The following is a 13,263-nucleotide window of genomic DNA, read 5'->3' on the forward strand; positions in this document are numbered from 1 at the left end:
TAGTGTAATCAGTCAAGCAGATTTAAACGCTTTATCCTCTTTCAGACGGCCTCTTGATTCAGGTCAAACAGAATCCTGCTCATCAAGCTGTTCAAACTGCCATTCCAAGGCATCGGCCAATGCCGTCCTGCGTTTTTGATGGCATCCCACAGCCTGACATAATTCCTCCGCATTTTCCCAAAACACAAAACGTTCACGCGCACGGGTAATGGCTGTGTAAAGCAGAGCCTTATCCAAACCTCGGGCTTCTTCTTCGCTTTCCGTCGTTGCAGGCACTGACGGGGGCAACAGCCATACTTCCCGATATTCCGAACCTTGGCTCTTATGCACCGTCATGGCAAAAGCCGATTCAAAATCGGGCAAACGGCTGATGGCAATTTTTTTGAATCCATCTTTCTCAGGAAAATAGGCAGACAAGCCATTCAACGATTCTTCATCTTTCATAATCAGACCGATGTCGCCGTTAAACACTTCCAGCATGTAATCATTGTGGGTAATCATGATGATTTGTCCGGCAAACCAAGGCGTTTCGCCCGAAACCTTGCCTTGTCGTTGCAAGTATTCTTGATAAGCCTGATTCAAATCATCCGCATCCTGCCGCCAAGCCGCCAATACCACTACATCGGCAGCATGACCATAGGCGAGTGCAACATTATTCTCTGCCACGGCCTGCCAATAATCCTGTTGCTTTTGATACAGCAAGGCGACCTGCTCTTTCAGACGGCCTGATTTCATTTCCAATTCTTTGGGGAACTTGTCAAACTGTTCAACCGCAGTTTGCTTTTCCCCGGAAACCACCGCCCTTGCCAAACAGCCGATACCGCTGTCTGCACCAAACCGGTGGCTGAACGTCAATTTGGCATTGTTTTGCGATAAAGCCTGTGGCTGCCCTTTTATCTCAAAGCCATGATTGGGCAGGTACACTTCCAGCTTTTCAGCGGTTTCTTTATCCAAAGCCGTCGGACGCGACAATGCTGCCAACACGGCTCCCAAGCCAACCGACGGCAACTGGTTTTCATCGCCAAGCAACACAAGACGGCAGCCGGTAGGCACGGCGCGCAATAAATCCAACACCAGCGGCAAATCCAACATCGACGCCTCATCCACCACCAAAACATCCAAAGCAAGCGGATATTCATGATTGAACACAGGGCGCATTTGCGGCGGACGCAGTTTCAACAAACGATGGACAGTCTGCCCTTCCAAGTTTTCCAAATGCGCTTTAATGCTCGGAGACAAATCAAAACCGTCCAAAGCACGCTGCAAAGCCCGTGCCATATGTGCAGCCGCTTTACCTGTCGGCGCAGCCAACGCAATACGGGGCAGCTTCGTACTGTTATTGCAAATCAGACCCAAAAGCTTTGCGACGGTCGTCGTCTTCCCCGTACCCGGCCCGCCGGTAATCAGCATAAAGTTTTGCAGCAAGGCCAAAGCAGCAGCATCCCGTTGCTCTTTGCTGTCTTTAGTATCAAACCAGTCGCTCAGGCTTTTTGAAGCCACCATGAAATTCACTTCTTCCGCCTCGGCACTTGCCAGCCGTTTGATTTCAACAGCCAAATCATGCTCCAACTGCCACATCCGCCCTAAAAACAATTTCCGGCCTTGCAGGATAAGCGGTTTATCCGCATTACCGACCAAATTCGGCAAGTTGCTTAAGGCATCAACATCCGCTTTATCCAAATAAACAAACGAATGCCCGTTTTGCAAGGCTGCAAACAGTCGAACCACATAAGGCTCAATAACGGATGCACCCTGTACTTCGTGACGGCGGAAAAACGCTATGGCCGCATCTGCGGCAGAGGAAAGGATAGAGTTGGTTGGATTCATGGTTTATGCTTGATTGATACGGACAAAAGAAAGGCCGTCTGAAAAACAGCGTTTCCATAAATGAAAACCTATTTTCAGACGGCCTCTATTATACCGTTCAAAGCATAAAATATTTGCCTGAAATAATAACCTTATTGCAGCACTTGCAGGCTGCCGTCTTTCATGGTCATTACCCGGTCGAAACGCTCAGCCAGCTCATCATCATGGGTCACCACAATCAGGCTGGTGTTCAATTCGCGTTTCAAATCCAGCATCATGTCCAGCACATTTTGCGCATTTTTACGGTCAAGGTTTCCCGTCGGTTCATCCGCCAATAAGCATTTCGGCTCATTAACCAAAGCACGGGCAATCGCCGCACGCTGACGCTCGCCGCCGGAAAGTTCACTCGGACGGTGCAGCATACGCTTGTCCAAGCCAACCTTTTTCAGCATATTGACAGCCTTCTCCTCAGCCATCGCCTTGGGCATTTTGCCGATTAAAAGCGGCATCATGACATTTTCCAAAGCAGAAAACTCAGGCAATAGATGGTGGAATTGATACACAAAGCCCAAATAACGGTTGCGCAATTCACCCAACTGTTTTTGGCTCAAGCCGCCCAAATCCTGATCCATCAGTATCACCTTGCCTTCAGACGGCATATCCAAGCCACCAAGAAGGTGCAGCAATGTGGATTTACCGCTGCCTGACGAACCAATAATACTCACGCTTTCCGCTTCTGCAACTTCAAAATCCAAATGATTCAACACTTGTACATTCAATGCGCCATCATTATAGCTTTTGCCAACGCCGGTACATTTCAAAATTGTCTTACTCATAACGCAAAGCCTCCGCAGGTTGGGTTTTTGCAGCACGCCAGCTCGGATACAGTGTGGCGATAAATGCCAAGCCAAGCGAAATGCAGGCAATAACGGCGACATCCTTCAAGTTCACATCGCTAGGCAGGTAATCGATGAAATAAACCTGTGAGTTAATCAAATGTACGCCAAATAGGTCTTCAAAAAACGCGACAATCTTACCAACATTCCACCCCAACAATACACCGCATACCACGCCCACAAGCGTACCAAAGAACCCCGCAAATGCGCCCTGTACCAAGAAAATCTTCATGACCCCACCCGGGGACAAACCCAAAGTGCGCAAAATCGCAATATCGGCTTGTTTTTCCGTTACCGCCATTACCAAAGAAGAAACGAGGTTAAACGCAGCAACCGCGATAATCAGTGTCAAAATGATGAACATCATGCGTTTTTCCAACTCAACGGCTTCAAAATAGCTGCGGTTGTTAAACGTCCAGTCGCGCACCCATACTTCATCTTTTTTAGCATCAGGAATCAACTTGGCAATGAAAGACGGCGCATTCTGAGGATCAGCCAATCGTAAACGCAGCCCACCGACATTTTCTCCCAGTCGATACAAGACTTGCGCATCCTTGATATGCGTCATGGCCAATGTGTTATCGACTTCATATACACCGGTTTTTACCACACCGACCACATTAAACTGCTTCAAGCGCGGCACTACACCGGCAGGAGTAACATTCCCCTCAGGCGTAATCACTGTAACCTTGCCACCAATCTCCGTGCCCAATGCCTCAGCAAGCCCTTGACCCAAAATAATATCAAATTCGCCCGGCTTCAAATCGTCGAAACTGCCGGCCGGCATATCCTTGCCGTAATCAACGACATTTTTTTCTTCAGACGGCAAAATACCGCGTATTTGTACACCGCGCACTTCTCCTGCATTAGCAAGCAAAGCCTGATCGGAAACATAAGGCGCGCTGGCCAATACTTCCTTTTTGCCTTTTACAAATTCGCGCAAACTCTGCCAACCCGGCGCACTGCCGACATCGTAATAGCCGATTTCTGCATGAGGTGCGACGTTCAACAATTGACCTCGTATCTCTTTCTGAAATCCGTTCATTACCGATAACACCACAATCAGCGCCGTTACACCCAAGGCGATACCGACGATTGAAATCATGGTAATAAATGACATAAAGCCATTGCGTTTTTTCGCACGCAAATAGCGCAGGCCTATCCAAGTTTCTAAAGAAGCCATTCAAAAATGCCTCATTCGTTTGTCAAAAATGGCTTATTGTACCGTAAAACCGACAGGTCGTCCGATTGCCCGACTGATGTAGCATTCAGGGATAAAGTGTATGTAAAACCATGTATCTTCCCGTAAATTCCGCCGAAAAACTTGCACAATCGGCCAATCGCCCTTATTCTGAAGCTGTGACACACTTTGTCACCATCAAAAAGGAAATACACTAATGAACAGCAAAAAATTCTTGGCCCTCGTATCCGTAGCTGTGGGTTTGTCATTCAGCTTCAATGCATATGCCGCCAAAGAAATCAAAATCAGTTCAAACAATACCGCTTACTCCGACGCCGATGTTCAAAAACTGGCAGCCACTGCTGTCGGCATGGGCGTAAAAGAACCTGTCAGCCTCAACAGCGGAAACGGTGTTGTTACCGTATCCGGCAGCAGCGCAACCAAATGCGCATTTAAAGTCGGCAACGGTGATACGCCTCAAATTCAAGGCGTCAGCTGCAAATAATCTGATTTCATCAATGAAAAGGCCGTCTGAAAAACATTCAGACGGCCTTTTTATATTGGCATTTAAGATTGGATATTTCTTCTATCGTAAACAGCCTGTGCCAAAGTACCGGCATCCACATATTCCATCTCGCCGCCCAAAGGGATTCCCCTTGCCAACCGGCTGACTTTATAAGGAAGATTTTTAAACAATTCCGCCAATACATACGCTGTCGCGTCGCCTTCGGCTGTGAAGTTGGTTGCAATGATAATTTCCTCAATATCACTCGCCTGCAAACGGGCAACCAGCTTATCTAATGCCACTGCCGAAATATCCATGCCCTGCGCCGGACTGACTTGCCCCATCAAAACAAAATACAGGCCATCATGGCAATTAGCCGCCTCCATACTGGAAACATCCGCCGGCATATGCACAATCATCAAGCGGCTTTTCTCACGTTTTTCGTCGGCGCAAATTTCACACAAATCGCCTTCGCAAAATGTATTACACATCCGACAATGCTGCACCTGTCTTAAGGCAAACTGCAAAGCATCCACCAACTCCTGCGCTTCTTCGCGTTTGTACTGTAAAAGCTGGTAAGCCATGCGTTGAGCGGATTTCGGGCCGACATTAGGCAGGATTTTTAATGCATTAATCAAGCGGACAAAGGCATCAGGATTTTTACTCATGATTTCAGACGGCCTTTAAAAAGATAGCTAAAAATAAGAAAACAGCCGGAATTCATCCGGCTGCCCTACTCTAATATTCTGCTTATTCGGCAGCATTATTAACTTGTTGTGCACCTTGCGTACGATCGATTTTCTTATCCAAATACTGGAGCAAGGCATCGAAAACATTGGCGGAAAGCTGCTGAACCAAAGCCTGTTTAGCAGCCGGAATCTGTGAATCGGCATTTTCAGGAGCAGAAACGCTCTGAACTTCCATAATCACCGGCGCAGGCATACCTTCCAACAATGTATACGCAGGTTTGCCGCCGACAGGACGCGCTTTCAGCAAAGCTGCATAAGCCTCCGGAGACATGGTTTTACGTGCATCTTGTGCGCTCAATTGAGAAACAGGCGACCATTGAACATCAGCAGCTTTACCGGCTTTCAATGCGGCCAAAGTTTCCTGGGCTTTTTTCTCTGCCAGTTTGGCGGCTTCAGAGCGCTGATATGCTGCACGGACATTGTCTTTGACTTCCGCAAATGGTGCGATTTTCTCTTCGCGCACTTCTTTCGCACGAATGACCCAAACGGTTTCGTTGTTGATGGCAATTACTTCAGAATTGTGTTTTTTCTTCAGTACATCGTCGCTAAACGCAGCATTAATCAACGTTTCAGGCAAACCTGCCTCTTTCGCACCCGCTCTGGTCACCCATTCATCCAAGTTTTCCACTTTCAAACCTGAATTGGCGGCTGCTTTTGCCAAAGAAGATGGATCATTGAAGGCATCTTCACCCAATTTTTCTTTAGCAGCATTAAAGGCAGAAGCTGCTTTTTTCAGTTTCAAGGCTGCTTCGATACGCGCTTTGGCTTGTTCCAAAGTCGGCTCAGCTTCGACATTCAAAACTTTAATGACGTGATAACCCAAAGATGATTTTACGGTATCGCTGACTTCGCCTTTGCCCAATGCAAATGCCGCTTTATCGAATTCAGGTCCAAAGCCGCTGCCGCCACCTTTGCTCAGATAACCCAAGTTGCCGCCTTTATTGCTGCTGGACAAGTCTTTGGAATACTTGGCCGCCAGTTCGGCAAACGAATCCGGATGCTCTTTAAGCTCCGCAGCCATTTTGTCCACTTCTGCTTTAATTTCCGCATTACTTGCTTCATCTCCGTTAGGCATGACCGGAATGAAAATATGCGCAATTTCGGCTCTTGGCGACAAATCTACACTTTTGCTGTCGTAAGCTTTTTGTACTTCTTCCGCACTGACGGTTTGCTTGTCAGCCAAATCTTTGATGTTCAAAGCCACATATTCCAGCTTAACGGCTTGAGGAATCAAGTAATCTTTTTTATGCGCTTCATAATACTTTTGCAAAGCCGCATCATCTACTTTTACTTGTGCCGCAAATGCTTCAGGGCTGAACGTAAATGAACGGATGGTACGTGTTGCTTGAGTCAGGTTAATCAACTGACGTGCTTGCGCATCGCTGACCAAAGCGCCGTTTTGCACTAAATTCAACAGATTTTGCAATTGGAACTGTTCGCGGATATCTTCAACGAACTGATCCTCGGTCATCCTGCGTTGATCCAAATATTTCTTGAGCAAATCCTGGCTGAATTTACCGGAAGCATCATGGAAATTCGGATCATCCACAATAACTTGCTTGATTTGCTCCTGAGACACAGCGATGCCCATCAGCTTGGCACCTTGCTTCAGATAAGCACGTTGCAATAACGATTGGAATACCGCATCACGCGAAGGTGCATTATTGCCGGCAGCCTGCTCGTTTTGTATCGCAATCTGTAAAGCATGCTCGCTGACCTTCTCATCCCCGACTTTGACAATGTAATCAGAACCCGGCGAAGACAAGTTATTGGCACCGAATCCGATAAAGGTCAGACCGATGATACCTAAAACAATCTGGGCGGGTGTTTTATATTTTTCAACAATATGGAACATATTTATCCGAAAGAAAAGTTTGGCGCGGCAGCCAGAAAATGCTGCCGCAAAAATCTTAAAATCCTGAAAACAGGCTCAAAGCGCGTATTGTAACGTATTTTTTCGAGGCTTGCTTTTTCAGACGGCCTAAAAACCTAAAAATACCTTATCCGAAAATTTCCTGATACGCTTCTACTGAAAATCCGACATGAACCTGTCCTTCTTTGACCAATACAGGCCGCTTGATGATGCTGGGATTCTCCACCATCAAAGCAATCGCACCTTCTTTTGTGGCGGCAGATTCTTGCGCATCTTTATCCAACTTGCGCCAAGTCGTACCTCTTTTATTGAGCAAAATTTCCAAAGCCGCCTGACCCAGCCAGCCATCAATCAATTCGGCAGTCGGGGCGTTTTTCTTAAAATCTACAAACTCAAACTCGATGCCGTTTTCCGCCAACCAACTGCGCGCTTTTTTAACCGTATCGCAATTGGGAATACCGTATAGTTTTATCATCTTAATTTATCCTTGGTTTTATTCATAAAATCACAAATTCAGGCCGTCTGAAACTTTTCAGACGGCCTGAATTGAATGCAGCTTATTTCTTAGCAGCTTTCTTTACTTTAATCTTCACGCTTTTGCCTTGCGCGTTATTTTTATGCCCGGCTTTGACGGAAGTTGTTTTCGCCTGCGTTTTTTTCTTGCCTGCGGCTTTAGGTTTGCTTGGCTTGGCAGGCTTGGAGGCAGGTTTACTTTTCACCTTGCTCTTCTTTGCCTTCATGGGAGCAGCCAACGCTTCATCAATTTCTTTAGCCGACAGTTTACGCTTACGCTTTTCGACAGACTTGTCAGCAGCTATTGGCTTGCTTACAGGTTTTGCTTTTCTACCTCCGCGTTTCTTACCGACTGAACCGCCGCTGATTAAGGTCAAATCAATCTTGCTGGTATCCAAATCGGCTCGCGCGACTTTTACAGTAACCGTATCGCCCATGTTGAAACGGACACCACTACGCTCGCCCTCAATTGCCATAATTTCAGGACGGAAGTTGAAATAATCCTCTCCCAAATCGCTGATATGTACCAAGCCGTCGATATGAATATCGTCCAAGGTTACAAAAATACCGAAGCTGGTCATGCCCGAAATCTTGCCACTGAAAACTTCGCCGACTTTGTCGCGCATATAATAAGTTTTCAGCCAGTTTTCCACATCGCGGCTGGCATCATCGGCTCGGCGTTCGCAGAAAGAGGTATGCACGCCCAAAGCCTCCCAGGTTTTATTGGGTTGGTAAGTTTGTCCGTTCAATACAGCTTTAATGGCGCGATGTACCGTCAAATCGGGATAACGGCGGATAGGCGAAGTAAAGTGTGCATATGCGCCATAAGCCAGACCAAAGTGACCGTCGCAATGAGGCTCATAAACCGCCTGCTGCATAGAACGCAGCATCATCACTTGTAACAATTCCGCGTCCGGACGGTTTTTAAATTGCTCGGCAAGCGTAGCATAGTCTTTCGGCGTCGGATTATCGCCGCCACCCAAACTCAGCCCCAGCAAACCAAGCTGCTCGCGTAAGGTGGCCAGTTTTTCAGGAGTCGGGCCCAAGTGATTACGGAACAAAGCCGTATGTTTGTTTTTCAGCAAAAATTCTGCCGCGCAAACATTCGCCGCTAACATACATTCTTCAATCAGCTTGTGCGCATCGTTGCGGACAACGGGAACAATCTTGTCAATCTTACCGTTGTCATCAAAAATCATCTGAGTCTCAACGCTCTCAAACTCAACCGCGCCACGCTCGAAACGTTTTTTCTGCAAGATTTTAAATAACTTATACAGAGTATCGATTTGCTGCTTAAACGGATAATCCTGGCCGTCTGAAATCCAATCCCAAACTTGATTGTAAGTCAGTCGCGCATGAGAACGCATTACTGCCGGATAGAAACGGTATTTCTTGATATTGCCGGCATAGGTAATCACCATATCGCACACCATACACAGGCGTTCAACATCAGGATTGAGAGAGCAGATGCCGTTGGACAAATTCTCCGGCAGCATTGGAATCACACGGCGCGGGAAATACACGCTGGTACTGCGTTCTTGAGCATCTACATCAATCGCGTCATCAGGGCGGACATAATGACTGACATCAGCTATCGCCACCACCAAGCGGTAGTTGCGGCCAATTTTTTCGGCAAAAACCGCATCGTCAAAGTCCCGCGCAGTTTCGCCGTCAATGGTTACCAGAGGCAAATCGCGTAAGTCCACGCGCCCTTTCAAGTCGGTTTTACGCACATGATCGGGAATTTTCTTCGCGGCTTTGACACACGCTTCGCTGAATTGATGAGGCAAATGGTGCTTGCGTACAGCAATTTCAATTTCCATACCGCTGTCGGCATAATCGCCCAACACTTCAATCAGCTTAGCCACAGCAGGACGATGCGCTTCAGGATACGTCTCAATTTCAGCCACAATCACTTGGCCGGATTGCGGTTTAAAGTTCGCCACGCTTTCAGGCTCTAACACGATACTTTGGCTCAAACGCTTGTCTTCTGCCTCCAAAATAGCCACGCCACGATCCATATAAAAACGACCGACCACTTTAGACTGCGCACGCTCCACCACATCTAAAACCGTTCCTTCACGACGGCCTCTGCGGTCGATACCGGCAGGACGAACGGTAACAATATCCCCGTGCATCACGCCGCGCATCTGACGCTCATACAAAACGAAATCACCTTCGCCCGTCGGCGTTAGCGGCACAGCAAAACCAAAACCGTCTTTATGCGCTTCGACACGACATTTAACCAATGCCAATTTTTCTGCCGCGCATACCGCGCCACGTCGGTTGATCAACACCTGACCATCACGTGCCATCGCTTTCAAACGGCGTTCGAAGAATTCATATTCATCTTCTGTAATCGACAATTCATGTGCCAACGCTTCGATTTTTGTCGGCACACCTTTTTGTTCCAATAATTCAATGACCCATTCACGGCTGGGCAACGGATGAGCGTAACGTTGTTTCTCCCGCTCCAAATACGGGTCTTTTTCTCGTAAATTTAAAGATTTAGTATTTTTGTTCATTTTGATAGTTGACATTCTTTTTTTAAAATATATAATAGCTGCTTCTTCGCAGTTCAGGTAGTCAACTCTACCTTAAATTGAAGAATAAAGCAAAGCCCAGGTGGCGGAATTGGTAGACGCGCTAGCTTCAGGTGCTAGTGTCCTCACGGGCGTGGAAGTTCGAGTCTTCTCCTGGGCACCAAATAATTTGGTGCTTCTTTGCTTAAGAAAATTTAAATTGCCCAGGTGGCGGAATTGGTAGACGCGCTAGCTTCAGGTGCTAGTATCCTCACGGGTGTGGAAGTTCGAGTCTTCTCCTGGGCACCACTGATAAATCAATCAGTCAATTTTTCACATTATTCTGATAACAAGTCAGGATAATAGTCCACAGAGAGGTGGATGAGTGGTTTAAGTCGCACGCCTGGAAAGCGTGTATACGTGAATAGCGTATCGAGGGTTCGAATCCCTTCCTCTCTGCCATTTTCATTTTTATAAGTTTTTCATTACTTCTAAAACCGCATATTAAAGGCTAAGTTATCAATAACTTAGCCTTTTTTGTTATTCATCTGCTTTAAATTCATTTCGGGTATATTTCAATTCTTTTATCTTTTTTGTGGTATTTTATGTGTTATTACCCAAGGAGTAACACTTCATGCCAAAAATTGTAACGCCATTAAGTCTGTCTCAAATTAAAACAGCAAAACCTAAAGAGAAGGTTTACAAGTTACCAGATGGAGGTGGGCTTGCCCTATGGATTTTGCCTTCAGGTTCTAAGTCTTGGAGGCTACAATACCGCCGCCCTGATGGGAAAATGAACACATTGACGCTGGGTTTATTTCCACGTTTCGGACTAGCAGATGCGCGGGCATGGCGAAAGGAGATGTTAGAAAAAATCAGAAATGGAACTGATCCGAAGGCAATTTCTGCGGACGTAGGAGCAGAGTTTCGTTTTGAAAATTGCTTGGTACTTTGGTTTGAAAAATGGAAGAAATCGGGTGGCAAACAAGGGATGGGTAAAAATCCGCGTTATGCAGGGCAAGTACTGTCGGCTTTAGAATTGAATGTACTACCTTTTTTTAAGGGAAAGGATATTCGTTCGATCAAGACGGCAGATATAGTAGCAGTTTTAAGGAAAATGGAAGAACGCGGGGCGCTTGAATATTTACGTCGGGTTAAAGGTGCATTGGGATTGATGTTTGATTATTTTGTAGCAGATGGATCTATCACTATAAATCCAGTCAGTGTTATTGGAAAACAAGTATTCGATAGGCCACCTGAACGTCATTTCGATACACTGCGCTTTGATGAGCTACCACTCTTAGTGGAGAAGTTAGAAACATCGAAGGGAATTGGGGAACGAGCGCGGCTATTAATTTATTGGCAACTTTTGAGTATGACGCGGCCGTCGGAAGCAGCAGGGACTCGTCTGGATGAAATTAACTTAAAGGCAGGAACTTGGGAAATTCCAATTGAAAGGATGAAAACAAGGCCGCATGTTGTCCCATTAAGTTCCGCTTTGACGCGAATCTATTTTGAGGCATTAAGATTAAATGTGAATGGAGTATTCTTATTTGAAGGTTCAGGGTTTACCAAGCCATTGTCGTCCGAGACAGTCAGATTAAAGCTTCGTACTAAAATGGGGCTGGATACGACGGCACACGGTTTGCGGAGTCTAGCACGGACTTATTTGAGAGAGGTTTATAAGGTTCGCAGAGATGTGGGTGAATTACTGCTTTCGCATGGCATTACGGATAAGACAGAACGCGCTTATGACCGATCAGAGCTTTTAGAGGAGCGACGAGAAATGCTGGAAAACCTTGGTCGAGATGTGATGGCATTACGGGAAAAGTATCGGATAAAATAGTTTTGAGGTCGTCTGAAAAGTTTTCAGACGACCTTTTTCTATATCCAAAACTTAAAAAACCCACCTAAAACCCCATCTGCTTGCCCACATATTCACTCTTTGCCAAAATCAAATCGTCATCTGAAGTGATATGTTCCTTGTGATTGTTGAGTAATGACAGCCGGAAAGACGGCATCCCCCAAAGCCGCCGTTGCCACTCCACAACGGCGGCTTTCCAAAAACAGCAAAACCAAAACCAAGACCATGTTCAAAGAACCCTGCCAAGTCATAGCAATCCACAGCCGCCCCTTATTTTTTTGCGGCTTATGGTTCATTACCGTCAGACTAAAAAATGAATACGGCTGGAAATTCGACCGCAAAGCCATGTTTGAAAGCAAAAAAGCAGCTGAAAGCCTAAAAATCGGAGACTACATCATCCCATGACCAGTCGCAACATTGAAAACCTCATAAAAATCGGCACAGTTTCCCAAACCGACCCTGTTGCCAACAGAATCCGCGCACAACACGGCGGTCTCATTACAGACTGGTTGCCATACTTTGTTCCTGCAGCGGGTGGCGTATCAATTTGGCGTTTACCTTCCATCGGCGAAGGTTGCATCATACTTTCTCCCAGCGGAGAACCCGAAAACGGAATTATTATTTGCGGCTTCTCAACCTCCCAACATCCTGCTCCATCCCAAAACCCAGATGAAACCATCATCCTCATGCCTGACGGAGCAGAGTTTAAATACAACCACGCAAAAAGCCATCTACAAATCGAAGGCATCAAAACTGCCGATATTACCGTCAAAGAAAAAGCCACCGTACACACCAAACACCTGACTATCGACAGTCCCGAGACAGACATCAAAGGCAAGTTAACCGTTGCCGGACTGCTTACATATCAGGGTGGTATGGCAGGAAGTGGTGGCGAAGGTGGAGCGGCAGCAGTTATCAAAGGCACAATACGCCAAGAATCAGGCAGCATCATCAGTAACGGGGTCAACCTAACCACCCACACCCACCAGGGCGACAGCGGCGGCACAACAGGACAGCCTAGATGACCAACGACCAAACAGGACGCGGCATCGGCTTAAAAGAACACATTGCCCAATCCATAAAGAACATACTCTTCACTCGCATCGGTAGCCGCCTCATGCGAGAAGACTACGGTAGCCTTCTGCCAGAGCTGATAGATATGCCAATGACCCAGACCGTTATAGCACTCTGCCATCAGGCTGCCGTAACTGCCATAGCGGCATGGGAGCCGCGCATTACCGTGCGCAGCATACACTTTGACCCGACCGCCGCCGCCAACGGACAACTAGCCATTACCATTGTCACGACCCTGACCGACGGCACAGAACAAACATTCCAAATCCAATAACGCAGAA

The 13,263-nt window shown here is 46.7% G+C and carries 12 protein-coding genes and 3 tRNA genes; 8 read left to right on the plus strand and 7 right to left on the minus strand.

Features of this window, described 5'->3' with window-relative positions; genetic code table 11:
• Positions 1–63 precede the first annotated feature (63 nt).
• The 3 genes from recD to ACTHUE_RS00140 form a co-directional block, all read right to left on the minus strand.
• Positions 64–1,827 (minus strand): exodeoxyribonuclease V subunit alpha, encoded by a 1,764-nt coding sequence (gene recD / locus ACTHUE_RS00130; protein WP_070695576.1) that lies wholly within the window; start codon positions 1,825–1,827, stop codon positions 64–66.
• 131 nt (positions 1,828–1,958) lie between these two features.
• Complete coding sequence (lolD, locus tag ACTHUE_RS00135; protein ID WP_004519733.1) at positions 1,959–2,642, minus strand: lipoprotein-releasing ABC transporter ATP-binding protein LolD; 684 nt, start codon at positions 2,640–2,642, stop codon at positions 1,959–1,961.
• Positions 2,635–3,885: a lipoprotein-releasing ABC transporter permease subunit gene (locus ACTHUE_RS00140; RefSeq protein WP_004519734.1), complete on the minus strand. Its 1,251-nt coding sequence runs from the start codon at positions 3,883–3,885 to the stop codon at positions 2,635–2,637. The genes lolD and ACTHUE_RS00140 overlap by 8 nt, the downstream gene beginning before the upstream one ends.
• A gap of 214 nt (positions 3,886–4,099) precedes the next feature.
• Here ACTHUE_RS00140 and ACTHUE_RS00145 point away from each other — a divergent pair, with 214 nt between their 5' ends.
• The gene (locus ACTHUE_RS00145) at positions 4,100–4,387 is read left to right on the plus strand and encodes a hypothetical protein (protein ID WP_003683377.1); all 288 of its coding nucleotides are present in this window, start codon (positions 4,100–4,102) and stop codon (positions 4,385–4,387) included.
• A gap of 62 nt (positions 4,388–4,449) precedes the next feature.
• On the opposite strand, the gene recR is transcribed toward ACTHUE_RS00145, so the two are convergent.
• From recR to rnr, 4 genes are all read right to left on the minus strand, one after another.
• A complete protein-coding gene (gene recR / locus ACTHUE_RS00150; RefSeq protein WP_003679078.1) occupies positions 4,450–5,055 on the minus strand; it encodes a recombination mediator RecR in 606 nt (201 codons plus the stop codon).
• Positions 5,056–5,137: 82 nt separating this feature from the next.
• Positions 5,138–6,991, minus strand: a complete 1,854-nt coding sequence (locus tag ACTHUE_RS00155) for a SurA N-terminal domain-containing protein (protein WP_004519736.1) — start codon at positions 6,989–6,991, stop codon at positions 5,138–5,140.
• Positions 6,992–7,136: 145 nt separating this feature from the next.
• Positions 7,137–7,484: an ArsC family reductase gene (locus ACTHUE_RS00160; protein WP_004519737.1), complete on the minus strand. Its 348-nt coding sequence runs from the start codon at positions 7,482–7,484 to the stop codon at positions 7,137–7,139.
• Positions 7,485–7,566: 82 nt separating this feature from the next.
• A complete protein-coding gene (rnr, locus tag ACTHUE_RS00165) occupies positions 7,567–10,062 on the minus strand; it encodes a ribonuclease R (RefSeq protein WP_070695574.1) in 2,496 nt (831 codons plus the stop codon).
• Positions 10,063–10,141: 79 nt separating this feature from the next.
• Here rnr and ACTHUE_RS00170 point away from each other — a divergent pair.
• The 7 genes from ACTHUE_RS00170 to ACTHUE_RS00200 all read left to right on the plus strand — a co-directional run bounded on the left by ACTHUE_RS00170 (position 10,142) and on the right by ACTHUE_RS00200 (position 13,256).
• Positions 10,142–10,228 (plus strand) — tRNA-Leu (locus tag ACTHUE_RS00170).
• 38 nt (positions 10,229–10,266) lie between these two features.
• A tRNA-Leu gene (locus ACTHUE_RS00175) sits at positions 10,267–10,353 on the plus strand.
• A 62-nt stretch (positions 10,354–10,415) separates the two neighbouring features.
• Positions 10,416–10,506 (plus strand) — tRNA-Ser (locus tag ACTHUE_RS00180).
• A gap of 172 nt (positions 10,507–10,678) precedes the next feature.
• Positions 10,679–11,890 (plus strand): tyrosine-type recombinase/integrase, encoded by a 1,212-nt coding sequence (locus ACTHUE_RS00185; RefSeq protein ID WP_107792038.1) that lies wholly within the window; start codon positions 10,679–10,681, stop codon positions 11,888–11,890.
• 153 nt (positions 11,891–12,043) lie between these two features.
• Positions 12,044–12,313, plus strand: coding sequence for a hypothetical protein (locus ACTHUE_RS00190; RefSeq protein ID WP_107792039.1), 270 nt, complete (start codon positions 12,044–12,046; stop codon positions 12,311–12,313).
• Positions 12,310–12,933, plus strand: a complete 624-nt coding sequence (locus ACTHUE_RS00195) for a phage baseplate assembly protein V (protein WP_107792040.1) — start codon at positions 12,310–12,312, stop codon at positions 12,931–12,933. The genes ACTHUE_RS00190 and ACTHUE_RS00195 overlap by 4 nt, the downstream gene beginning before the upstream one ends.
• On the plus strand, positions 12,930–13,256 hold the full coding sequence (locus ACTHUE_RS00200; RefSeq protein WP_070647033.1) for a GPW/gp25 family protein: 327 nt from the start codon (positions 12,930–12,932) through the stop codon (positions 13,254–13,256). Before ACTHUE_RS00195 ends, ACTHUE_RS00200 begins: the two co-directional genes overlap by 4 nt.
• The last annotated feature ends 7 nt before the right edge of the window (positions 13,257–13,263 follow it).

The organism is Neisseria sp. P0021.S005, assembly GCF_051956955.1.

Bases quoted from the DNA above. Each gene is read 5' to 3' on its own strand.
- recD (WP_070695576.1), bottom strand. From the start codon at position 1,827: ATGAATCCAACCAACTCTATCCTTTCCTCTGCCGCAGATGCGGCCATA.
- lolD (WP_004519733.1), bottom strand. From the start codon at position 2,642: ATGAGTAAGACAATTTTGAAATGTACCGGCGTTGGCAAAAGCTATAAT.
- ACTHUE_RS00140 (WP_004519734.1), bottom strand. From the start codon at position 3,885: ATGGCTTCTTTAGAAACTTGGATAGGCCTGCGCTATTTGCGTGCGAAA.
- ACTHUE_RS00145 (WP_003683377.1), top strand. From the start codon at position 4,100: ATGAACAGCAAAAAATTCTTGGCCCTCGTATCCGTAGCTGTGGGTTTG.
- recR (WP_003679078.1), bottom strand. From the start codon at position 5,055: ATGAGTAAAAATCCTGATGCCTTTGTCCGCTTGATTAATGCATTAAAA.
- ACTHUE_RS00155 (WP_004519736.1), bottom strand. From the start codon at position 6,991: ATGTTCCATATTGTTGAAAAATATAAAACACCCGCCCAGATTGTTTTA.
- ACTHUE_RS00160 (WP_004519737.1), bottom strand. From the start codon at position 7,484: ATGATAAAACTATACGGTATTCCCAATTGCGATACGGTTAAAAAAGCG.
- rnr (WP_070695574.1), bottom strand. From the start codon at position 10,062: ATGTCAACTATCAAAATGAACAAAAATACTAAATCTTTAAATTTACGA.
- ACTHUE_RS00185 (WP_107792038.1), top strand. From the start codon at position 10,679: ATGCCAAAAATTGTAACGCCATTAAGTCTGTCTCAAATTAAAACAGCA.
- ACTHUE_RS00190 (WP_107792039.1), top strand. From the start codon at position 12,044: ATGACAGCCGGAAAGACGGCATCCCCCAAAGCCGCCGTTGCCACTCCA.
- ACTHUE_RS00195 (WP_107792040.1), top strand. From the start codon at position 12,310: ATGACCAGTCGCAACATTGAAAACCTCATAAAAATCGGCACAGTTTCC.
- ACTHUE_RS00200 (WP_070647033.1), top strand. From the start codon at position 12,930: ATGACCAACGACCAAACAGGACGCGGCATCGGCTTAAAAGAACACATT.